We start from the raw sequence: 21,883 nt of genomic DNA on the forward strand, positions 1-21,883 counted from the left end.
ATAAATTTATTAATGGTCCTATTTCAAAAAAATTTTTTTTAGAAAAAAAATACTTAGGTATTTCTGAATATTTAGCTAATAGAACAAAAACCAAAAAATTTGCTATGTTAATCTATAACAAAAATCTTTCTGTTTGTCCTCTGACAACTCATATGCCTATTAAAAAAGTCTCAAAAAAAATTAAAAGAAAATTGATTAATGAAAAGGTAAAATTAATAAACAATTTTTATCAAAAACATTTTAAACTGAAACCCAAAATAGCAATAACTGGATTAAACCCACATTGCGAAAGTATTGGAAATGTCAATGAAGATGAAAAGATTATTAAGCCTGCAATCAAGTCTTTAGCAAATTCAAATTTTAATGTTTATGGACCTTTTGCTGCAGATACAATTTTTTTAAAAAAAAATAGAGAAAGATATAATGTAATAATTGGGATGTACCATGATCAAGTATTAACACCCATAAAAACGTTATTTGAATATGATGCAATTAATATCACTTTAGGTCTTCCATTCTTAAGGATTTCTCCCGATCACGGACCAAATCATAAAATGTTAGGTAAAAATAAATCTAATCCATTAAGTCTTGTTAAAGCATTGACTTTTTTAGACTCAAAGAAGTGATCAAAGCAAAAAAAAGTTTGGGTCAAAACTTTTTAGTAGATGAAAATATATTAAGTAAAATTGTATCAATAGTTAAAATTAAAAATAAATCAATTCTTGAAATTGGACCAGGAACAGGAAATTTAACTTCACATATTCTTAAAAATGGTTCAAAAAAATTGATAGTTGTTGAAAAAGATAAAAATTTATCAATTTTTTTAAAAAAAAGATTTAAAGACAAAATAAATATAATTAATGACGATATTTTAAAAATAGATGAAAAAGGAATTTACAAAGAAAAATTAATTGTTTTTGGGAACTTACCCTACAACATATCAACAGAGATATTAGCTAAATGGATTCTAAATCTAGAAAATAACGATTATTGGTTTGATTTCTTAATCCTTATGTTCCAAAAGGAAGTAGCGAATAGAATTATATCCAAGTTTAACTCTTCAAATTACGGAAGACTATCAATATTAGCCAATTGGAGATTAGATATACAAAAAATTTGCGATATTGCACCTTCAAGTTTTTCTCCAAAACCTAAAGTTGATAGTTCATTGTTATTTTTCAAACCAAAAAAAAATTTTTATAAATTCATTAATCCAAAAAACTTAGAGAAAATAACTAGAGTTTTTTTCAATCAAAGAAGAAAAAAACTTAAAAGACCATATAATTTAATATTTCAAAATAATTTTGATATACTCAGAAAACTTAAAATTGATTTAAATTTAAGACCACATAATTTAAGTCATGAGATGTATTACGAGTTAACTAAAGAATATGAAAAATTATGATGTAAGTTTTTCGACATGGTTTCTAATAAAATCTTTGTCATAATCTTTTGATCCATTTTTTATTTCAGCTTGAATCAAGCTATAAATTTTTTTAAAACAATCTTCTAAATTATTATTGATCACAACATAATCGTAGTTAATCCAATGCAACACATCATGCTCAAATTGTTTCATTCTCTCTTCTACTATAAGTTTATCTTTCATATCTCTGTTGGATAGTCTTTCAAATAAAACTTCTTTACTAGGAGGAAGTATAAAAAAAGTGATTAATTTATAATCTAATTTTTTATTTTTAATTTGATCAGCACCCTGCCAATCAATATCAAAAAGCACATTTTTACCATTATTGAGATTGTTTATAACTGGCGTTCTTGTGGAACCATAGAAATTTTTAAAAACTTTTGCATATTCTAAAAATTCCTGATTTTTGATTAATCTTTTAAATTCATCTTCATTAACAAAAAAATAATCCTTGTTGGGAATTTCATTAATTCTAGGTTTTCTGGTTGTATGAGAAATTGAAATTTCAAAATTATCTTGCTGAGATAACAAGTTAACCAATGTAGTCTTACCTGCTCCAGACGGAGAAGATAAAATTATCATCACCCCATCATTATTTGTGGGCATTTAAGAATTAATTTGCTTTTCCTTCAATAAATTTAACAGCATCGCCCACCGTTAAAATTTTTTCAGCCTCGCTATCAGATATTTCTGAACCAAACTCTTCTTCGAAAGCCATAACTAATTCCACAGTGTCCAAACTATCTGCTCCTAAGTCATCTATAAAACTTGACTCTTCAGTTACTTTAGCTTCATCAATACCTAAGTGATCAGCAACTATTTTTTTTACTTTACTTGAGACATCTTCTGACATTTTGATCCTTTATAGTTTAATTCTTAATAGTTTAAAAACTTGTTTTGTCAAGCCATATACATACCTCCATTTACATGAATAGTTTCACCATTAATGTAATTTGATTGATCTGAGGCTAAAAAAAGAACTACACTAGCTATATCCTCGGGCTCTCCCAATCTTGCGGAGGGTATTTTAGATATAATTAATTCTTTAAATTTCTCATCCAATTTATCTGTCATGGCTGTTTTTATAAAACCAGGTGAAATACAATTAATATTTATATTTTTCTTAGCATACTCAATTGCTAAACTTTTTGACATCGCAACTATACCTGCTTTAGATGCTGTATAATTAGTTTGGCCTAAATTTCCAGTATGACCAACAACTGATGTAATATTAATAATTTTCCCTGATTTATTTTTTAACATTTTTTTAATGGCAAATTTACTTAATAGAAAAGTAGATGTTAAATTTACATCAATTACTTTTTTCCACTCCTCAAAACTCATACGAATGGCTAGGTTATCTTGTGTCAATCCGGCATTATTCACAATACAATCTAGTTTTCCTCCAAGTTGTTTTGTAGCATTATCAATGAATTCCTCAATTTTTTCACTTTGCGAGACATCAAAACCTAAAATTTTAACATTTTTAATTTTTGATTTTAATTCCTCTAATTTTTCAATTTTTGTACCCGTTGCTAATATATTGGCCTCAAACTCACTTAATTTTTTTACTATCGAGTTACCTATTCCACCTGATGCGCCAGTTACAATGATATTTTTATTTTTTAAATTAATCATAGCTTTAAATCTTTTATATCACTCACTGAATTGATTGTATTAGTTTTTACGTTCTTATCTATCCTTTTTATTAAACCAGTTAATACTTTTCCTGGTCCAATTTCAATGAAATGATTTACTCCATTACTAATCATATGGTCTACACTTTCTCTCCATCTAACTCTATTCTCTATTTGATCAATCAAAAGCATTTTAAGCTCTTCTTTATTTAAAATTTCTTTTGCTGTCACATTGGATATCAACTTATTTTTAGACTCTTTAAAATCTAATTTTTGGATTTCATTCCTCATAATTTCAGTAGCATTTTTCATAAGTTGGCAATGAAAAGGGGCGCTAACCGGTAATTTTATGTTTTTAACATTTTTTGATTTCAAGACCTGGATTAATTTTTCTATATCACTAATTCTTCCACTTAAAACAATCTGACCCTCAGAATTATCATTAGCAATTTGTACTATAAAATTATTCTTATTTTCTTTCAAAAGATCTTCTATTATTTCAACTTTTGAACCCAAAACAGCCAACATACCTCCCTCACCCTTTGGAACAGCATTTTGCATTGCTTCACCTCTAATTTTTAAAAGTTTAATGGTATCTGTAAAACTCAGATAGTTAGCAGCACATAAAGCTGAATATTCTCCTAGTGAATGGCCAGCATAATATTTTGCATTATCAAGATCCAAATTGAATTCTTTTTTCATTACCTGAAAAATTGAGTGGCTTATAAGAAATATTGCTGGCTGCGTATTTACAGTAAGATCCAATTCATCTTTAGGCCCCTCTAAAATTATTTTTGATATACTTATGCCTAATGACTCGTCAGCTTCTTTAAAAAGATCTTTTACCAATTCGTAATTTTCAAAAAAATCTTTTCCCATTCCAATTTTTTGAGAACCTTGTCCTGGGAATACTAAAGAAAACATCTAAAAAAACCTATATTTTTTATTGTTTTTGCTATTGTAATTAAAGATTTATAATAGTATATCCTCATTTTTTATTAAAGAAACTTTATGAATTTATACGAGCATACCATAATTGCAAGACAAGACACTTCTCCAAGTGAAATAAAACAATTAACTGAAAAATATTCAGGCATTATTGAAAAAAATGATGGTGAGATAGTAAAAACTGAAAATTGGGGTTTGTTAAATTTATCATATTTAATAAAAAAAAATAAAAAAGGAAGCTACATTCACTTTAAATTTAAAGGCAAAGGAAATGTAGTTAATGAACTTGAAAAGAATGAATCGATTGATAAAAAATTGTTAAGATTTTTAACTGTAAAAGTAAAAAAATTTGATCTTGAAACAAATTTTTTTTCAAAAAAAGATGACTCTGAAAAAAAGGAAAGTCCTAATAATTAGTTATGCCTAAAAGACAAAGTGGAAATAAAAAAAGTAAACAAAGTAATTTTGCAAAATTAAGTATTTTCCAGCCAAATAAATATAAGTTTAAAAAAAATTGCCCATTATCGGTCAAAGGTGCTCCAAAAATTGATTATAAAAATGTTAAGTTATTGAAAAGATATGTATCAGAAAATGGTAAAATTCTTCCATCAAGAATAACTAATGTGAGTCAAAAAAAACAAAGAGAGTTATCTTTATCAATAAAAAGAGCAAGAAATTTGGCTTTAATTTAAATGAAAGTAATATTACTAGAAAATATCAAAAGAGTAGGATCTATAGGCGAAATTATAGATGTAAAGAGAGGTTTTGCTAGAAACTTTTTGATCGCAAATAAAAAGGCATTATATGCTTCAAAAGAAAATATAAATCAAGTTGAAAAAATTAAAACCCAACTATCAAAAAAAGATAATGAAAAAAAACAAGAGGCAAAAAAAATAGCTGAAAAAATAAATAAAAAAGAATTTTTTGTAAAAAAACTTTCAACTGAGAATAAGGAGTTGTATGGTTCGGTCAAACCTACAGAAATTTCCAAACTAATTAAAGAAAAAGAAAAGTTAGATATTACACCATCAATGATACAACCAATTAAAGAAATCAAATCTCTTGGAAAATTTAAAGTAAAAGTATCTTTACACTCTGAGATTGATGCAGAGATACATATTGTAGTTGAGTCAGCAGAAACTATTCAATAATTATACAATTTTTTCCCCAATTAATATTTAAAATTCATTTGTCAGATAAATTGACATACTATGTAGTGTGGAAAATAATTTAACAATCGTTAAAGACAAATTCAAAGAATTACCAAATAATATTGAAGCTGAACAAGCAGTGATTGGTTCTATACTTGTTTCGAATGAGATTTTTGATGAAATTAATATTATTATAACAAGTAATAACTTTTACGATCCAATGCATCAAAAGATTTTTGGTGCAATAGAAAATCTAATTTATAAAGGATTGTTAGCTAATCCTATTACTTTAAAAAATTATTTTGAAGATGAAAAAGACGAACTAAATGTCCCAGAGTACTTAGTAAAAATAACAAAATTTTCTACCTCTGTAAGACAAGCAATCGAATACTCAAAAATTATCTACGATATGTTTGTACGAAGAGAACTTATAAAAATTTCTGAGCAAACTATTGATGATGCTAAGTTAGGTGATCTTAATACAAGTGGACAACAAATAATTGAAAACTCAGAAAAAGAATTATTTAAATTAGCTGAGAAAGGATCTTTTAGCTCCTCCTTTATAAAATTTGATAAAGCATTAAAAGATACAATTGATATGGCTTCTGCTGCTTATAAAAATGATGAGGGTATAGTAGGAGTTCCTACAGGACTAAGAGATTTAGACGATAGATTGGGAGGATTACACAAATCTGATTTGATCATAATTGCAGGAAGACCTGGTATGGGAAAGACAGCACTTGCTACCAACATCGCTTTTAATGCAGCTCAAAAATTACAAGAAAGTGGCAAGAAATCATCCATTGCTTTTTTTTCACTAGAGATGTCATCTGAACAATTATCTACAAGAATTTTAGCTGAACAATCTAGAATTAAATCAAATGATATTAGAAGAGGTAAAATTTCCGATGAACAATTTGATAAATTTATAGAAACTTCAAAAAATATATCTGAACTTCCACTTTATATTGATGAAACACCAGCAATAACAATTGCAGCCATGAGTAATAGAGCAAGACGAATAAAAAGAACTCATGGTCTTGATATGATTATTGTCGATTATATTCAATTAATGAGAGGAACTTTGAATTATAAAGATGGAAGGGTTCAAGAAGTTTCAGAAATTACTCAAGGTTTAAAAGCAATCGCTAAAGAATTATCAATACCTGTAGTTGCTCTCTCACAATTATCAAGACAAGTTGAGCAAAGAGATAATAAAAAACCACAATTATCAGATTTAAGAGAGTCAGGCTCGATAGAGCAGGACGCAGATGTAGTAATGTTTGTATATAGAGAATCTTATTATTTAGAAAATAAAGAACCAAAGCCAGCAACTGTAGAACATGCTGAATGGCAAGCAAAGATGAATGAAGTATCTAATCTGGCAGAATTAATTATTGGTAAACAAAGACATGGTCCAACTGGAAATGTATTTCTAGAGTTTGAGGCAATGTTTACTAAATTTAAAGATACTCAAATTAACTAAATTCCAATATAAAAGGGTAAGATGATTGCCCAATTTTATCAAAATACAATTCTAAAAAATCCAAAGGTAATAGTGATATTTTTGGTTATAGCCTTATTTACTTTTGGCTATTATTCCAAAGATTTTAAACTAGATGCTTCATCAGATACACTGTTAATTGATGGAGATCCAGACCTTAAATATCTCGAAGAAATTTCAAATAGGTATGGATCAAAAGAATTTTTGATATTAACTTATTCTCCTAATGAGGGGATGATTTCTGATGTTTCTATAAACAATCTTCTCAGTTTAAAATATAAAATTCAAAGTTTAAAATGGGTTCATAGCGTTATTACACTTTTAGATGTTCCTTTATTAAATAATTCGGATGCTCCTTTACAAGAGAGATTAGAAAATTTTAAGACCTTAAAAGATGAAGACATAGATAGAGAAAGAGGTTTTAAAGAGATTTTAAGTAGCCCCGTATTCAGAAATTTTGTTATCAGCGAGGATGGTAAAACCTCCGGAATCATAGTTAATATTAAAAGTAAAAAAACAATAGAAAATATTCCTAATAAAACAAAAGAAGAGATTGAAGCTCATAAAGATTTAATAAAAAAACAAAATCATCAAAATATTCTTGAAATTAGAGATGTCATTGAAAGCTACAATAATGTTGGAAAAATAAATTTAGGTGGAATTCCTATGATTGCCGACGATATGATGACATTTATTAAAAGTGATATAATAGTTTTTGGATTGGGTGTTTTACTATTTATTATAGCAACATTATGGTTTGTATTTAGAAAACTAATTTGGATTGTTGTCCCGATAAGTAGTTGTTTTTTTTCAGTAATTATCATGACAGGCTTGCTTGGGTTATTAGGGTGGAAAGTTACAGTTATTTCCTCAAACTTCATTGCATTAATGTTAATTTTAACAATGGCGATGAATATTCACATGAGCACAAGATTTTTACAAATTAAAGAAATTCATCCAAACAAAAAAGTTATAGAGCTGATTACTTTAACAACTAATAAAATGTTTTGGCCAATTTTATATACTGCTTTAACAACTATTATTGCTTTTTTGTCCTTAATCTTCAGTGAAATAAAGCCGATTATTGATTTTGGATGGATGATGACGCTAGGTTTAATTACGTCATTTATTATTACATTTACACTACTTCCATCTCTTATAAACTTTATGCCAAAAGATAAGATCTTTTTAAAAAAACAAGAAGAGTCAAAAATTACCTCTTTCTTAGCTCAAGTTTCTTTAAATAATCATAAAACTATTTTTACTTTTACTATTATGATAATCGTTCTAAGTTTAATCGGTATAAGCAAACTAGAAGTTGAAAATAGTTTCATAAATTACTTTAGTAAAAAAACTGAAATTTATAAAGGTATGAAACTTATAGATGAAAAATTAGGTGGAACAACTCCGCTTGAAGTAATTTTGAAGTTTCCAAAGAGAGAAAACAAGAAATCTGATGATGAAGATGATTTTGAAGATTGGGGAGATGAAGAAAATGAGAATAATGATAAATATTGGTTTACCAAAGATAAAATAGATAGAATTTCCTCTGTTCATAACTATCTAGATGATTTGCCTCAAGTTGGAAAAGTCATATCCTTTTCATCAATAATAGATGTGGCAACAATGCTAAATAATAATAAACCTTTGGGAACATTAGAAATGGGTGTCCTTTATTCAAAAATACCTGAGAGTATTAAGACTGAAATAATTGATCCATATATCTCTATAAAAGATAACGAGGCAAGAATTAATCTGCGGATTATTGACTCCCAAGAAAATTTGAGGAGAAACGATCTCATAAAAAAAATTAATTATGATTTAAAAAATAAATTAGGTTTAAAAGAAAGTGAGTTCAAACTTGGTGGAGTTTTAATTCTATTTAATAACTTACTCCAAAGTCTTTTTAAATCTCAAATACTAACTTTAGGTTTAGTGATGATAGGAATATTTGGCATGTTTGTGATCTTATTCAAAAATATTAAGCTTTCTCTAATTGGTGTAGTACCAAATTTTATAGCAGCTTTTTTTATATTAGGAATAATAGGTTTATTAGGAATTCCATTAGACATGATGACAATTACAATAGCCGCAATTACAATTGGAATAGCTGTTGATAATAGTATTCATTATATTTATAGATTTAAGGAGGAATTTAATACTTCGAAAGATTATAATAAAACGCTTATTTTATGCCATTCTACAGTTGGTAAAGCAATTTTGAATACATCTATAACAATAGTTTTTGGATTTTCAATATTGGTTTTGTCAAAGTTTATCCCAACGATCTATTTTGGTGTTTTTACTGGATTAGCAATGTTGTTGGCTATGGTCTCAGTTTTAACATTACTTCCCTCTTTAATACTATTGGTCAAACCCTTTAATAAATAACTAGATGCAAGATTTTGTTGTAGATTTTTATAAGACTACAAATGTTTTAGATATTGTGTATTTAGTAATCACAATTTTTGCATTAATTGGATGTTATAAAAGAGGTTTTGTTTTAAGTATTCTGTCAATGGCTAAATGGTTTCTAGCCTACATAATTACATTGATAATATTCCCTAGAGCAAAACCTTACTTGAAAGGCATAATAGATAATGAGTATGTTTTAGATATAGTTTTAGGAATTACAATATTTGTAATTGTTTTATTTCTAATTCTAATGATTAACAGAGGTATTAAAAAAGCTGTCCGTTTCACTGGCCTTGGAAGTATAGATACAATGTTTGGATTCTTTTTTGGATTTATCAAAGCTTATATTATATCTGTATGTATCTTCTCAGGTGTACACATTGTATATAATCACGATAAATGGCCAGTAAATTTAAGTAAATCATTAATCTTTCCATATTTAGAAAAAGGTAGTAATTATTTATTAGAAAAGTTTCCTGATGAAAAAACATATCAAAAATCTAAAGAGAAAATTGAAAATATTTGAGCCTAAACTCAAAGAAGAGTGTGGTATATTTGGAATAAGTAATACCAAAGATGCATCTGCACTAACTGCCTTAGGACTTCATGCTCTCCAACATAGAGGTCAAGAAGGATGTGGTATAGTTACCTTTAATGGTAAACAATATTTTTCTGAAAAAAGATTTGGTTTGGTAGGTGATAATTTTAATAAAGAAAAAATATTAAAAAAGCTTCAAGGAGATTATGCTATTGGACATAATAGATATAGCACAACAGGTGAAAATACTCTTAGGAACATTCAGCCTTTCTTCGCTGATACTAATGCTGGAGGGATCGGCGTAGCTCATAACGGAAATTTAACCAATTCTATTTCTTTAAGAAAAAAGTTAGTTGATGAAGGTGCAATTTTCTACACAACATCAGATACAGAAACAATAGTTCAATTAATTGCTAAATCAAAACGGGCAAAAACAATAGATAAAATTGTTGATGCAATTTTTCAAATTCAAGGTGGATACGCTTTAGTAATGTTAACTCAAACTTCATTAGTAGGTGTTAGAGATCCTTTTGGTATAAGACCTTTGGTGATTGGAAAATTAAAGAATAGTTATGTCCTAGCATCCGAAACGTGTGCTTTAGATATAATTGGCGCAAAATTCATACGAGAAGTTGAAAATGGTGAAATTGTCTTAATAGAAAATAATGAACTGAAAAGTATTAAGCCATTTCCACCAAGAAAAGTTAGACCTTGTGTTTTTGAATACATTTATTTTGCAAGACCAGATAGCATGCTTGATGGAAAAACTGCATATGAACATAGAAAAAATCTTGGTTCAGAACTTGCAAAAGAAAATGATATAAATGCTGATATTGTTGTACCAGTGCCAGATTCTGGAAATGCAGCTGCTTTAGGTTTTGCACAATCCTTAAATGTAAAATTTGAGCTTGGTTTAGTCAGAAATCATTATGTCGGAAGAACTTTCATTGAACCAAGTCAGAAGATCAGAAGTTTAGGTGTTAAATTAAAATTAAACGCCAATCAATCAACAATTCAAGGCAAAAAAATAATTTTAGTAGATGACTCACTAGTAAGAGGCACCACATCCCATAAAATAGTTAAAATGCTATATGATGCTGGTGCAAAAGAAGTTCATGTTAGAATTGCCTGTCCAGAAATAAAATTTCCTGATTTTTATGGAGTTGATACGCCAACTAAAAAAGAATTACTTGCTGCTAATAAAAGTAACTCAGAAATCTGTGAGTACATAGGTGCAAAATCATTGAAATTTTTGTCAGTGAATGGAATGTATCGGGCAATTGGTTTTGATAAAAGAAATGAGACTTATCCTGAATTAACTGATCATTATTTTACTGGAGATTATCCTGTCAAACCTATCGATGAACTTGGTGATAGTAAAATCACACAATTATCATTATTAAATACTGCATCTAATAATTAAATGAAAAAAGTAAGTTTTACTGAAATGAAAAATGGAACTAAAGAGGATTATCTTTTTTTAGATAAACATGAAAAAGATTTTGCTAGTAAAACTGCTGATAGAATATTAAAATTTATGTCTGGATTAAATGAAACCTTGGAAGGTTATCAGGTATCAAGACTTGAGCACTCACTTCAAAGTGCTACGAGAGCTCATAGAAATGGTGAAAGCGAGGAGATGGTTGTAGCTTGTCTGTTGCATGACATCGGGGATGAATTGGCACCAATGAATCATTCTGAGTATGCTGCTTCAATTTTAAAGCCCTATGTATCAGAAAAAACTCATTGGATAATTGAAAAACATGGAGAATTTCAAATGTATTATTATGCACATCATTTAGGTGGTGATAAAAACAGAAGAGATAAATATAAAGATCATAAATATTATCAAGATACAGTAGATTTTTGTGAAAAATATGATCAAAATTCTTTTGATCCTAAATATGAATCTTTACCATTGGAATTTTTCAAACCAATTGTAAAGAAAATTTTTTCTAGAAAACCATACTCTTCTCTAAAGAATAATTAAAAATAAAATTTATATCTATGATTACAGAAAAAGAGCAAATAATTGAATATTTCAAGTCTGGAATTAAAAACAAAAAAGAGTTTAAAATTGGTATCGAACATGAGAAATTTCTATTTGATAGTCAAAATAATAAGAGAATTGATTATCAAAAAATAAAGGAAATGTTTTCAGCTCTACTTGAATTTGGATGGAATCCTGTATTAGAAAACAACAATATTATTGGTTTAAATAAGGGTGGTAAAAATATTACTCTTGAACCAGGTAATCAGATTGAATTATCTGGTGATAAACTTACTAATATTCATGAAGCATGTGCAGAATCTTATGATTACTTATTTGAGTTAAAACAGGTCACAAAAAAACTTAACATTAAAATTGTAAGTGCAGGTTTTGATCCAATATCAAAATTAGATGAGATCCCCAATAACCCTAAAAAAAGATACAAACTTATGACAAGAGATATGCCTTTTGGGGGAGAATTAAGTCTTGATATGATGTATCGAACCTGTGGAACGCAGTTAAATTTAGATTACTGTTCGGAAGAAGATTTTAAAAAAAAATTTAAGATAGTTAATTCTCTGGTACCTATTTCAATTGCTTTATTCGCTAATTCATCAATAGTTGAGAAGAAAAAAAGTGATTATTTATCTTATCGATCAAAAGTATGGCAAAATACTTCACGAGGTGGTTTGCCTAAATTGTTCCTAGAAAACTTTGATTTTGAAAAATATGCAGATTTTGTGATTAATTTTCCAATTCTGTTTATACAACAAAAAGAAAATTATTTTTCAGGTATAGGATACAATTTCAGTGATTTCATGTCAGGAAATATTAAAGAAATAAATAATCGTCTGCCCGATGAAAATGATTTATCAACTCATTTAAGTACAATTTTTACGGAGAATAGACTTAAAAAATATATTGAATTAAGATCGATGGATACTTGTGGTTGGGATTGTCTATGTGCGGGCCCAGCATTTAATGTTGGAATGTTATATGGAAATGTAGATGAAGTTTATGAATTAATTTCTAGTTGGGATAAAGATAAAATTATGAATGCATATTTAGAAGCACCACAAAAAGGTTTTAATACCCAGCTTATGGGTAAAGACCTGCTTTATTGGTCTTCAAAATTATTAGATTTATCTAAAAAGGGATTAGAAAAGAGAGATATAGTTAATAAAAGTGGAAAAAACGAGACCATATTTTTAAATCATTTACAAAAAGTGATTGATAATAAAACTACAAATGCACATCATATGATTATTAAATTTTCTAAAGATGAAGATTTAACTGAATTATATGACAAATAAAATTATTGCTATCCAGGGAAATCATCCTTCTAAACTTAACCCTAGAACAGATACCAGTATTTTTTTAGCTCATGAAATACAAAAGAAAAATTACAAAATTTTCTATTATGATCCAAAAGATTTATCTATCATTAATTTTAAAGTAATTGCTAAAGGATTCTTCATCAAATTTGATTATAAAAAAAAAAGATTTTTCGAAATTTTAAAAAAACAAAAACTAGAGCTAGTTAAGTGTAAATATTTACTTATTCGCCAAGATCCACCATTCAATTTAGAATATATTTGTTCAACTCTTATTTTAGATAAAATAAAAAAAAGGGTTAAAGTTATTAATGATCCAACAGCAATAAGAAATGTATCTGAAAAACTTTTTTCCACAAAATATCAAAAATTTATGCCTGATACTATTTTTTCACAAAATATTGATGAAATTAAAAAGTTTTTTAAAAAACATAAAAAAGTGATAGTAAAACCTATCAATAGCTATAGTGGAAACAATATATATTTATTGATCAAGTTTAATCTAAAATTTTTTCAAAAATTTATTAAAAAACACAGTCATATTATGTGTCAAAAATATTTACCTAAGATCAAAGAGGGAGATAAGAGAGTTTTTTTAATAAATGGTAAAGTATGCGGCGCAATATCAAGAATTCCAAAAAAAGGCTCATTTTTAAGTAATTTAAGCAAAGGTGCAAAACCAATAAATGTAAAATTAACTAATAAAGAAATGAAAATATCAAAATTGATTAGTAAAGATTTAAAAAAAGATAAAATTTTCTTTGCTGGGATTGACTTTATAGATGAGCAACTCAATGGTGACATAAATGTTACATCACCTACTGGATTAAAAACTTTCTACGACCTTTCAAAAATAAATTTAGCATCAACTTTCTGGAAAGAATTAAAAGCGTGAAAAATCTTACAGACCAACAAAAGGGATCGTTATTGGCCTTTGTTGCTGTAATGTTTATTACACCAGACTCACTATTTATAAGACTTTCAAATGTAGATACTTGGGGTTTAGTTTTTTATAGGGGAATTATTCCTTTTATGACAGTTTTGATAGGTATGTTAATCATTTATAAGTTAAATTTCTTTAAAATTCTTTTCACTAGTAGTTATCATGGAATATTTTATGTAATTACATTTAGTGTAACTAATATAACTTTTGTTGTTTCAATTCAAAATACAAACGTTGCCAATACCTTGGTTATGATTGCGACCGCTCCAATGTTATCAGCTATTCTTGGAGCTATATTTTTAAAAGAACCACCTGATAAAAAAACTTGGACCTCTATAATAATTACTTTTTTAGCAATAATATATATCTTCTACGACTCTTTGAAGTTAGGTAATTTCTATGGAGATATTTTAGGATTTATAACTGCGATAGGTTTAGCGGTTGGAGCAGTTATTATCAGATCTGCTAAAAATAAAAATTTAGTTCCTGCTGCGGTAGTTGGCAAATTATTTGTAGCAACTTTTGCATTACTTTTTATCGAAAGTTTTGCATTAGTTGGTAAAGATCTTTTGATAGTTCCTATGATGTGTATTTTATGTGTAGCGATACCTTTTGTGTTAGTAACCATTGCACCAAGGTTTATACCTGCTGCAGAAGTTAATCTTTTTTTTCTGCTGGAGACTATAATTGGTCCAATTTGGGTTTGGTTAATCATAAAAGAACAGCCTAGTTTAGAAACACTTCAGGGTGGTCTAATTATAATCACTACCATCGCAATTCACTCGTACTTAAAACTCAAAAATTCTTAAGCTCGTCACAATTAAGACTTGATTTAATAATACATCGCGAATAATTACCTCAATTTTTATGAATAAAGTTTTAAAAAACTCCTGGGCATTATTTTTGGGAATGGGCTTCATCATGATGGCTTATGGATTCCAAGGCTCTCTACTCGGAGTAAGAGCGGTCCAAGAAGAATTTAGCCTTACTTCAACTGGATTTATGATGTCTGGTTATTTTGTAGGTTACTTTATTGGTGCCGCAACTATTCCAAATATAATTTCAAGAGTTGGTCACATAAGAGTTTTTGCAGCTTTTGCATCTTTAGCCTCATTAGTTGTTTTAATTCACTCAGTTATAATTCATCCATTCATATGGTTTTTATTAAGAATACTTACAGGTGTAAGCATGGTCTGCATTTATACGGTTGCAGAAAGTTGGTTAAATGACAGATCAAGTAATAAAAATCGAGGCAGCGTGCTTTCTATTTATATGGTCATACTTTATGGAACCATGGGTATTGGTATGTTTTTACTTAACTTTAGTAGTCCTAAAAACTTTCAACCATTTATATTAGTTTCAGTAATTACTTCTGCTGCTTTAATACCTATTTTACTAACTAAAAAAAAACCACCAAATTTTAAAAAAATACAAGCCATGAATATGAGAGAATTATATGAAGCTTCACCTTTTGGTATGGTGAGCTCTCTTTTTTATGGAACAATACAATCTGCTTTATTCACATTGCTAGCAGTTTATGCTACCTCTATGAACTTCACTATTTTAGAAATATCAATTGTAACTTTCTTGCTAGCAATTTCAGGTGCAGTAGCCCAATTTCCAGTTGGTAAAATTTCAGATATTTACGATAGAAGAAGAGTAATTGTGTTTTCAACATTTGGAGCAGCAATATTCGCAATAATTGCAATATTTGTTTCAAGACAAATGTATCTACCAGGTGGTCTTGCAACTAGTAAAACATGGTTTTATTTTTTCTTTATTCTTTTTTCATTTTGTAGTTTACCAATGTTTTCTTTGATCCTGGCACACACAAATGATTATATCTCAAAAGAAAAATTTGTTGCAGCAGGAGCAGGGTTACAATTTGCTTTTGGATTAGGTGCGATGAGCGGTCCATTTCTTTGTTCAATATTTATGGATCTAGTTGGACCAAATGGTTTCTTTGTGTTTCTATTTATTTTTCATTCTTTTATTGGATTTTTTGGAATATATAGAATGAAAGTTAGAAAAACTGTTGAAAATCCAGACTCTCAGTTCGTTGCTATGCCACAAACCATAACTCCAGCAGGTATTGAACTCAATCCTACTACTGAACACATAGAGGAACCATATTCTGAAAAAGTTAAAGAAATTTTAGAAAGAAAAGGTGTAAAATATAAAAAAGACGAGACCGAAGATCAAAAAGAGGAAGTGACATACTAAATATATCCCTTTCAGGTTGTAACTCATTTAAGTCAGACTATAAAAATTTTTTTGAGAATCTTATTGAATAATTTTCATTTATCTAGTGAAATAAATAAAAATTAAAAAATGCCGTTAAAAAAAAAGAAAACAAAAATTAAAAAAAAAACTAACGGGCTTGCTAAAATAGCATCGTTTACGACAAGTTCGCTTAGCAGCGCATTAACTAATTATAAGAAAAAAAAAGAACAAGAAAAAATCAAAGCTATTAAGTTACAAAAACTTGAGGAAAGAAATTCTTATCAAAAGGAGAAGAAAGAATTGAAACTTTGGGAGGATAGGCTCAATAAAGAAAGTAGTAAAATCCGCTCAAATGAAGAAGAGCTAAGAATAAGAGAAAAAGAAATTAGGTCTAAAGAAGATCAACAAAAAATTGAAAGTGAAAGACTAACGAAAAAAGATGAAGAATTAGTGCTCGTTGCAAAAGAATTAAGAGAAAAAGAAAAACAATTAAAAACTAGAGAAGAAGAGCAAAATAGAAAAGATATCGATTTAAAAGTAAGGGAAGATGAACAAAAAAATAAAGAATTAAAAGAGCAAAGACGTAAAAATAGAGAATTAAAAATATTGAAAGAAGAGGAAGATAGACAAAAAGAAGCTGAGTTTATCAAAATAAGAGAGTGGGAAGAAAAATTTGACAGAGAACAAAAGCAAAAAGAACAAGAAGAAATTAGACGTGAACAAAGACTTATTCAAAAAGAAATAGAAAAAAGAGCAAGATTTGATGAAATTGACAAAAATCTTAAAAGTTCATCAAGTGGATTAGAGAATTTTAATATAGATAAATCTAAAGAAAATTAATCTTTTTTTATTGTTTTGGAAAATAATCTTTGATTTCCCCTTCTCTATAAACATCAGCAGTACAACAATGAAGTCCGCCTCCAAAAGCATAAGCATCCCTTAAATCTACTGGAAGTACTTCCATACCTAACTTGTCTAATTGTTCTGCCTGATATTTTTCACTTTTTTCAACACAAACTGTTTTAGGGTCTAACACTAAAACATTCATTGAAAGCCAAACAGATGAATAACAAAGTGGTGGTGGTTTATTATGAGCTGGTTGAGCGGCATCAATTATTTCCCATCCATTATTTTCAAATAATTTTCTTTGACCTTTAGGTAATTTTCTTTGAGGATTATTTATAATCAAACCTTCTTTTATAGGAGTAAAGGTTGCATCTATATGTATTGGATATGGGTCACCCGGAAAGTTTACTGCATGAATTCTATGATCTTTAAAATGTCTTTTTAACCAATCAATACCTTTTAAATTTGTGGTGAAACCATGTTGTACAATTAAGTCTTTTCCAAATCGAAGTATGTCTGCTGCATCAAATAAAGGTTCTTCCTCAGTTGTTACAAAAAATTTATCTTCAGTCCACTTTAACCTTTTTTCAATTCCTATTTTATCAGACAAATAATCTTTTCTGTAATCTGCATCAGTCAATCTAGGTTTAGGAGCCGACTCATGTCTCATGTTTGGGTCTGAATTATAATATTCTTTTAAGAGAGGTCGATAGCAAAGATATTCAAACCATCTGCATCTATAACTCATAGTCGCTTCTAAAATTTCATTGCCGACAGTCAATAAAACATCTCTTGGGGGCATACAACCAAACATAGTTTCAACTTTCCAGTCAGGGGTTGAAATATTTTGATTAAAATCAATTGGTGTTGGTCTATCTACTTTTATACCACGCTTAGATAACATTTCTGAAAAATCATTTAACAATTGATTAGCTTTATCTATTGCATCTTTTGTTCTTGGACCAAATTTACCTTTCATATCAGAGTCTTCAGGAACTTTAGCATCAAGTGCTGGTTCAGGTGCTGGAATGCATACACCATCTGCCCTGCCAACAATTACATGTTTTAATGGATCCCACTCATTCCAACTATTTACAATGACTTTATTTCTATCCATTAAATTTAATTTAGTGCGATGTATCTCTTATTCCACCTCATGATAAGACTATAATAAATAAGTGAAACAAACAGAAAGAAACCACCTACTATTGTGTTAGTAGATGGAATTTCATTAATCCCAAACAATGGTAACCATACCCAAAAAATTCCACCAATAACCTCTGTCAGAGACAATAATGTTAACTCTGCAGCTTGGATTGCTTTAGATCCTATCGAATATAAAATAAGACCTAAACAGACTAATACCCCATGTAAAGAAAACATTGCACTATTATAACTAGTTGCAAAAAAAGTTTGTTTATTGACCAAAATCATAATCGTAGCAGTTATGAAACAAAATAAACCTGCAACAGCAACTGTTGTAAATTTTGGAGTTTCTTTTCTCCATCTTAAAGTAACTGAAAAAATTGAAAATCCTATTGATGATGTCAGTCCAAAAACAAAACCTATTAAAGAATTTTTTTCAGTATTACCAACAGCCATGATTATAATACCCACAGTTGCAATAAGCATTGATATCCAAACATTAAGAGAAATTTTTTCTTTTAAAAATAAAAAAGCTAATAATGCAGTAAAAAAAGGCATTGCAGCTAAACATAACAAAGTAATTGCTGCTGTAGTGTTTGTAATTGAATAAATAAATGAAATCATTGCAATACCAAGACCCATGCCACCGACCAATCCTGATTTACCTACTTTTTTGTAATTTTTGTAAAAATTTATTCCTTCTTCAAAATATAAATATAAATTTAAAATAATAAAAATAGTTAAACCTCTACCAAAAATATATTGCCAAGGAACCATATGAGGATCATTCATATATCTCACTACCAGAGGACCAAACGACCAAAGTATTCCCGCAAATAAAACGACTGGTACAGCTATTTTTTCATTTCTAAGTTCAACCATAATCGAATATTTAGATCTAATTGATTAGTACTACAACATAAATTAAATTGTTATACAAAGTATTAGCGCTAATATAATAAATTAATATGAATTTGGATATTCTTAAAATAGCCTCTGATACCAACAATAACAAAAGTATCAAAAACTATACGCACCACTCAAAATTGAAAAATTCAATGTGCGGTGATGAGATGCAAATAGATTTGGTTATCAAAAAAAATAAAATTGTTGATTTTGGTTATCAAGGTAAGTCCTGTGTTTATTGTCAGGCTTCAGCAAGCTTACTTTCAAAAATTTCAATGAATGAAAATAAATCTAAAATTAATGAATTGTGCGACGATGCCAAACATTATTTTGAGGGAAACGTTGAAAATATTGAAAAAAAATGGAAATCGCTGAATAAAATATTTAATAATAAAAATCTATCTCGTAAAGAATGTATTTTATTACCTTTTAAAACAATAAAAAAAATAGTATCAAAATAATTTCATGGGTAATTTAAAACAATCTTTTATTGCAGGTTTATTTTCAATTATCACTATAGGTATTTTAACTTTATTGACTTATAAAACTGAATTTGGGATTTTTCTTATTGCATCTTTTGGATCATCAATGGTTCTGTTGTATGGATATCCCGAAAGCCCCTTTGCCCAACCCAAAAATGTTTTTTTTGGGCATCTAGTAACTGCAACAGTGGGAATGTTTTTTTTATATTTATTTCCTTTGCCATTATTTATAATTATACCATTAGCAGTTGGTTTTGGAGTGGGTCTAATGATATTGTTAAATGTAACACATCCGCCTGCAGGTGGAAATCCAATTATAGTTATTATGGGTAGTGTCTCACTAGACTATTTGTTAAGCCCAATAATTTCAGGATCAATAATTATTCTGGTTTTTGCTATTATAATTAATAAATTTATACTTAAAAAGAGTTATCCAAAAACAAAATAATTTGTTTGCTAGCGACATTAAAATAATGTTAGATGTCTCAAAATAAATTAATGATCGAAAGTAACGCAGGAGAATAAATGAAAATATTATGTGTATTATATGATGATCCAAAAGGAGGAATGCCTAAGTCATATCCACTTAAAGATCTTCCTAAACTAGAAAAATATCCAGATGGGATGACCTTACCTTCACCAAAAGGAAGAGATTTTAATCCAGGAGAATTGTTAGGATGTGTTTCAGGAGAATTAGGATTAAGAAAATTTTTAGAAAGTAATGGACATGAGCTAGTAGTTACTAATAGTAAAGATGGAGATGGATGTGAGGCTGATAAACATATCGTTGACGCTGATATAGTAATTTCTCAACCTTTTTTTCCTTACTACTTAACTAAAGAAAGAATTGCTAAAGCTAAAAACTTAAAAATGGCTATTACAGCCGGAATTGGCTCTGATCACGTAGATTTACAAGCAGCTATGGATAACAAAATTGATGTAGTTGAAGTAACTTTTTGTAATTCAAGATCTGTTGCTGAACACATTGTAATGATGATTGTATCAATGGTGAGAGACTATCACAACCAACATAGAATTGTTAATGAAGGTGGATGGAACATAGCAGATGCTGTGCAAAGATCTTATGATGTTGAAGGTATGCACATTGGAACTGTTGCCGCTGGCCGTATCGGTTTAGATGCATTAAGAAAAATGAAACCATTTGATGTACACTTACATTATTTTGATAGACATAAATTACCAGATAGTGTTGAGAAAGAATTAAACTTAACATTTCATGAGTCAGTAGAGTCTATGGTTAAAGTTTGTGATGTCGTGACTATAAATTGCCCTCTCCATCCTGAGACTGAGAACTTATTTGACGATGCAATGATAAGCAAAATGAAAAAAGGTGCTTATATTGTAAACACTGCAAGAGGTAAAATTTGTAATCGTGATGCTATTGCAAAAGCATTGAAGAGTGGTCAACTAAGTGGTTATGCTGGAGACGTTTGGTTTCCACAGCCAGCTCCAAATGATCATGTATGGAGAACAATGCCTAACCATGGTATGACACCTCACACTTCTGGAACTTCTTTGTCAGCTCAAACAAGATATGCTGATGGTGTAAGAGAAATCTTAGAATGTTTCTTTGAAGGAAAAGAAATTAGAGATCAATATCTTATCGTCAAAGATGGACAATTAGCTGGAATGGGTGCTCACTCATATAGTAAAGGATCTGCCACAGGTGGTTCTGAAGAGGCAGCTAAATATAAGAAAAAATAAATCATTCTTTTAATTATTAAAGGTAAGCTACTTAAGGTAGCTACCTTTAATAATCTAGACTCAATTCCCAATTTTTGTATAAATTTTTAGTCATGAGATTTTTATTATTCATATTTTTAAACTTGATAATTACAAATTCAGTATTGGCATCTGAAAAAAGTAAAGCATATTTTGCTGGTGGTTGTTTCTGGTGTATGGAAGAGTCTTTTGAGAAATTAACAGGTGTTGAGAAAGTGATTTCAGGATACTCTGGAGGAAAAACTGAAAATCCAACCTATGAAGAAGTTACTTATGGAAATACAGGTCACCTTGAAGTTGTAGAAGTAATTTATGATGCAAGTTTAATAACTTACGAAGAATTACTAAAAAATTTTTGGCTCAATATAGATCCATTTGATCCCTATGGTCAGTTTTGTGACAAAGGTTATAGCTACAGATCTGCAGCTTTTTATACAAATCAAAAGGAAAAAAACTTAATTGAAAAAGATTTTAAAAGACTAGAAAAAAAATTTAATAAAAAAGTTGTTACTTATATTAAAGAATTTGAAAAATTTTATATAGCTGAAGATCGTCATCAAGATTATTATCAAGTATATTTTTTAAATTATTTAAAATATAAAAAAGCTTGTAGAAGAGAAGAGATTTTAAATAGAATTTGGAAAATGTAAC

25 protein-coding genes are annotated in these 21,883 nt (G+C 28.7%); 19 read left to right on the forward strand and 6 right to left on the reverse strand.

Going from position 1 to position 21,883, the window contains the following annotated elements:
* Both ACTT83_RS04240 and rsmA read left to right on the forward strand, forming a co-directional pair.
* Positions 1-626 (forward strand): 4-hydroxythreonine-4-phosphate dehydrogenase PdxA (locus ACTT83_RS04240; protein WP_440918880.1); only part of this gene is annotated, 626 nt, incomplete at its 5' end.
* Positions 623-1,405, forward strand: a complete 783-nt coding sequence (rsmA, locus tag ACTT83_RS04245; RefSeq protein WP_440918881.1) for a 16S rRNA (adenine(1518)-N(6)/adenine(1519)-N(6))-dimethyltransferase RsmA — start codon at positions 623-625, stop codon at positions 1,403-1,405. The genes ACTT83_RS04240 and rsmA, both read left to right, overlap by 4 nt.
* Here rsmA and gmk read toward each other — a convergent pair.
* Genes gmk through fabD form a run of 4 tightly spaced genes read right to left on the reverse strand, consistent with a single transcriptional unit; the run spans position 1,400 to position 3,987 of the window.
* Positions 1,400-2,032: a guanylate kinase gene (gene gmk, locus ACTT83_RS04250; protein WP_440918882.1), complete on the reverse strand. Its 633-nt coding sequence runs from the start codon at positions 2,030-2,032 to the stop codon at positions 1,400-1,402. The two genes, rsmA and gmk, sit on opposite strands and share 6 nt — an antisense overlap.
* Before the next feature lie 7 nt (positions 2,033-2,039).
* The gene (locus ACTT83_RS04255; protein WP_008544320.1) at positions 2,040-2,279 is read right to left on the reverse strand and encodes an acyl carrier protein; all 240 of its coding nucleotides are present in this window, start codon (positions 2,277-2,279) and stop codon (positions 2,040-2,042) included.
* Positions 2,280-2,326: 47 nt separating this feature from the next.
* Entirely contained in the window at positions 2,327-3,064 is a 738-nt protein-coding gene (gene fabG / locus ACTT83_RS04260) for a 3-oxoacyl-ACP reductase FabG (protein WP_440918883.1), read from the reverse strand.
* Complete coding sequence (fabD, locus tag ACTT83_RS04265; protein ID WP_440918884.1) at positions 3,061-3,987, reverse strand: ACP S-malonyltransferase; 927 nt, start codon at positions 3,985-3,987, stop codon at positions 3,061-3,063. The genes fabG and fabD overlap by 4 nt, the downstream gene beginning before the upstream one ends.
* An 87-nt stretch (positions 3,988-4,074) precedes the next feature.
* On the opposite strand from fabD, the gene rpsF reads away from it, so the two are divergent.
* The 13 genes from rpsF (at position 4,075) to ACTT83_RS04330 (ending at position 16,949) form a co-directional block, all read left to right on the forward strand.
* Positions 4,075-4,428, forward strand: a complete 354-nt coding sequence (gene rpsF, locus ACTT83_RS04270) for a 30S ribosomal protein S6 (RefSeq protein ID WP_440918885.1) — start codon at positions 4,075-4,077, stop codon at positions 4,426-4,428.
* Between the two features lie 2 nt (positions 4,429-4,430).
* Positions 4,431-4,703 carry a 30S ribosomal protein S18 gene (gene rpsR / locus ACTT83_RS04275; RefSeq protein ID WP_440918886.1) on the forward strand — a complete coding sequence of 91 codons (273 nt, stop codon included), beginning with the start codon at positions 4,431-4,433 and terminating at the stop codon, positions 4,701-4,703.
* Positions 4,704-5,162: a 50S ribosomal protein L9 gene (gene rplI, locus ACTT83_RS04280; protein WP_440918887.1), complete on the forward strand. Its 459-nt coding sequence runs from the start codon at positions 4,704-4,706 to the stop codon at positions 5,160-5,162.
* A 67-nt stretch (positions 5,163-5,229) separates the two neighbouring features.
* Positions 5,230-6,648 (forward strand): replicative DNA helicase, encoded by a 1,419-nt coding sequence (locus ACTT83_RS04285; protein WP_440918888.1) that lies wholly within the window; start codon positions 5,230-5,232, stop codon positions 6,646-6,648.
* Between the two features lie 21 nt (positions 6,649-6,669).
* Positions 6,670-9,057 carry an efflux RND transporter permease subunit gene (locus tag ACTT83_RS04290; protein ID WP_440918889.1) on the forward strand — a complete coding sequence of 796 codons (2,388 nt, stop codon included), beginning with the start codon at positions 6,670-6,672 and terminating at the stop codon, positions 9,055-9,057.
* A 4-nt stretch (positions 9,058-9,061) separates the two neighbouring features.
* On the forward strand, positions 9,062-9,607 hold the full coding sequence (locus tag ACTT83_RS04295; protein WP_440918890.1) for a CvpA family protein: 546 nt from the start codon (positions 9,062-9,064) through the stop codon (positions 9,605-9,607).
* Entirely contained in the window at positions 9,561-11,042 is a 1,482-nt protein-coding gene (purF, locus tag ACTT83_RS04300; protein ID WP_440918891.1) for an amidophosphoribosyltransferase, read from the forward strand. Before ACTT83_RS04295 ends, purF begins: the two co-directional genes overlap by 47 nt.
* A complete protein-coding gene (locus ACTT83_RS04305) occupies positions 11,043-11,609 on the forward strand; it encodes an HD domain-containing protein (RefSeq protein ID WP_440918892.1) in 567 nt (188 codons plus the stop codon). It begins immediately after the preceding gene.
* A 17-nt stretch (positions 11,610-11,626) separates the two neighbouring features.
* The gene (locus tag ACTT83_RS04310) at positions 11,627-12,922 is read left to right on the forward strand and encodes a glutamate--cysteine ligase (protein WP_440918893.1); all 1,296 of its coding nucleotides are present in this window, start codon (positions 11,627-11,629) and stop codon (positions 12,920-12,922) included.
* Positions 12,912-13,838 (forward strand): glutathione synthase, encoded by a 927-nt coding sequence (gene gshB / locus ACTT83_RS04315; protein ID WP_440918894.1) that lies wholly within the window; start codon positions 12,912-12,914, stop codon positions 13,836-13,838. Before ACTT83_RS04310 ends, gshB begins: the two co-directional genes overlap by 11 nt.
* The gene (locus ACTT83_RS04320) at positions 13,835-14,695 is read left to right on the forward strand and encodes a DMT family transporter (RefSeq protein WP_440918895.1); all 861 of its coding nucleotides are present in this window, start codon (positions 13,835-13,837) and stop codon (positions 14,693-14,695) included. The genes gshB and ACTT83_RS04320 overlap by 4 nt, the downstream gene beginning before the upstream one ends.
* A 58-nt stretch (positions 14,696-14,753) precedes the next feature.
* Positions 14,754-16,109 (forward strand): MFS transporter, encoded by a 1,356-nt coding sequence (locus ACTT83_RS04325; protein WP_440918896.1) that lies wholly within the window; start codon positions 14,754-14,756, stop codon positions 16,107-16,109.
* A 108-nt stretch (positions 16,110-16,217) separates the two neighbouring features.
* Positions 16,218-16,949, forward strand: a complete 732-nt coding sequence (locus ACTT83_RS04330) for a hypothetical protein (protein ID WP_440918897.1) — start codon at positions 16,218-16,220, stop codon at positions 16,947-16,949.
* Positions 16,950-16,956: 7 nt separating this feature from the next.
* Here ACTT83_RS04330 and ACTT83_RS04335 read toward each other — a convergent pair whose 3' ends face one another.
* Entirely contained in the window at positions 16,957-18,072 is a 1,116-nt protein-coding gene (locus ACTT83_RS04335) for a serine/threonine protein kinase (protein ID WP_440918898.1), read from the reverse strand.
* Between the two features lie 5 nt (positions 18,073-18,077).
* On the reverse strand, positions 18,078-18,983 hold the full coding sequence (locus ACTT83_RS04340) for a DMT family transporter (RefSeq protein ID WP_440918899.1): 906 nt from the start codon (positions 18,981-18,983) through the stop codon (positions 18,078-18,080).
* 86 nt (positions 18,984-19,069) lie between these two features.
* On the opposite strand from ACTT83_RS04340, the gene ACTT83_RS04345 reads away from it, so the two are divergent.
* From ACTT83_RS04345 to msrA, 4 genes are all read left to right on the forward strand, one after another.
* Positions 19,070-19,468 carry an iron-sulfur cluster assembly scaffold protein gene (locus tag ACTT83_RS04345; protein ID WP_440918900.1) on the forward strand — a complete coding sequence of 133 codons (399 nt, stop codon included), beginning with the start codon at positions 19,070-19,072 and terminating at the stop codon, positions 19,466-19,468.
* A gap of 4 nt (positions 19,469-19,472) precedes the next feature.
* Positions 19,473-19,937, forward strand: a complete 465-nt coding sequence (locus ACTT83_RS04350) for an HPP family protein (protein WP_440918901.1) — start codon at positions 19,473-19,475, stop codon at positions 19,935-19,937.
* A gap of 77 nt (positions 19,938-20,014) precedes the next feature.
* On the forward strand, positions 20,015-21,214 hold the full coding sequence (locus ACTT83_RS04355; protein ID WP_440915972.1) for an NAD-dependent formate dehydrogenase: 1,200 nt from the start codon (positions 20,015-20,017) through the stop codon (positions 21,212-21,214).
* Between the two features lie 92 nt (positions 21,215-21,306).
* Positions 21,307-21,882, forward strand: a complete 576-nt coding sequence (msrA, locus tag ACTT83_RS04360) for a peptide-methionine (S)-S-oxide reductase MsrA (RefSeq protein ID WP_440918902.1) — start codon at positions 21,307-21,309, stop codon at positions 21,880-21,882.
* Position 21,883: the final 1 nt, after the last annotated feature.

Origin of the sequence: Candidatus Pelagibacter sp., from assembly GCF_052049775.1 — a bacterium.
In the GTDB taxonomy this organism is placed as follows: Bacteria; Pseudomonadota; Alphaproteobacteria; order Pelagibacterales; family Pelagibacteraceae; genus Pelagibacter.

Bases quoted from the DNA above. Each gene is read 5' to 3' on its own strand.
- ACTT83_RS04290 (WP_440918889.1), top strand. From the start codon at position 6,670: ATGATTGCCCAATTTTATCAAAATACAATTCTAAAAAATCCAAAGGTA.
- fabD (WP_440918884.1), bottom strand. From the start codon at position 3,987: ATGTTTTCTTTAGTATTCCCAGGACAAGGTTCTCAAAAAATTGGAATG.
- ACTT83_RS04345 (WP_440918900.1), top strand. From the start codon at position 19,070: ATGAATTTGGATATTCTTAAAATAGCCTCTGATACCAACAATAACAAA.
- ACTT83_RS04325 (WP_440918896.1), top strand. From the start codon at position 14,754: ATGAATAAAGTTTTAAAAAACTCCTGGGCATTATTTTTGGGAATGGGC.
- ACTT83_RS04350 (WP_440918901.1), top strand. From the start codon at position 19,473: ATGGGTAATTTAAAACAATCTTTTATTGCAGGTTTATTTTCAATTATC.
- rpsF (WP_440918885.1), top strand. From the start codon at position 4,075: ATGAATTTATACGAGCATACCATAATTGCAAGACAAGACACTTCTCCA.
- ACTT83_RS04330 (WP_440918897.1), top strand. From the start codon at position 16,218: ATGCCGTTAAAAAAAAAGAAAACAAAAATTAAAAAAAAAACTAACGGG.
- ACTT83_RS04335 (WP_440918898.1), bottom strand. From the start codon at position 18,072: ATGGATAGAAATAAAGTCATTGTAAATAGTTGGAATGAGTGGGATCCA.
- gmk (WP_440918882.1), bottom strand. From the start codon at position 2,032: ATGCCCACAAATAATGATGGGGTGATGATAATTTTATCTTCTCCGTCT.
- ACTT83_RS04340 (WP_440918899.1), bottom strand. From the start codon at position 18,983: ATGGTTGAACTTAGAAATGAAAAAATAGCTGTACCAGTCGTTTTATTT.
- rplI (WP_440918887.1), top strand. From the start codon at position 4,704: ATGAAAGTAATATTACTAGAAAATATCAAAAGAGTAGGATCTATAGGC.
- ACTT83_RS04255 (WP_008544320.1), bottom strand. From the start codon at position 2,279: ATGTCAGAAGATGTCTCAAGTAAAGTAAAAAAAATAGTTGCTGATCAC.
- purF (WP_440918891.1), top strand. From the start codon at position 9,561: ATGAAAAAACATATCAAAAATCTAAAGAGAAAATTGAAAATATTTGAG.
- ACTT83_RS04305 (WP_440918892.1), top strand. From the start codon at position 11,043: ATGAAAAAAGTAAGTTTTACTGAAATGAAAAATGGAACTAAAGAGGAT.
- ACTT83_RS04310 (WP_440918893.1), top strand. From the start codon at position 11,627: ATGATTACAGAAAAAGAGCAAATAATTGAATATTTCAAGTCTGGAATT.
- fabG (WP_440918883.1), bottom strand. From the start codon at position 3,064: ATGATTAATTTAAAAAATAAAAATATCATTGTAACTGGCGCATCAGGT.
- ACTT83_RS04355 (WP_440915972.1), top strand. From the start codon at position 20,015: ATGAAAATATTATGTGTATTATATGATGATCCAAAAGGAGGAATGCCT.
- ACTT83_RS04295 (WP_440918890.1), top strand. From the start codon at position 9,062: ATGCAAGATTTTGTTGTAGATTTTTATAAGACTACAAATGTTTTAGAT.
- msrA (WP_440918902.1), top strand. From the start codon at position 21,307: ATGAGATTTTTATTATTCATATTTTTAAACTTGATAATTACAAATTCA.
- rpsR (WP_440918886.1), top strand. From the start codon at position 4,431: ATGCCTAAAAGACAAAGTGGAAATAAAAAAAGTAAACAAAGTAATTTT.
- gshB (WP_440918894.1), top strand. From the start codon at position 12,912: ATGACAAATAAAATTATTGCTATCCAGGGAAATCATCCTTCTAAACTT.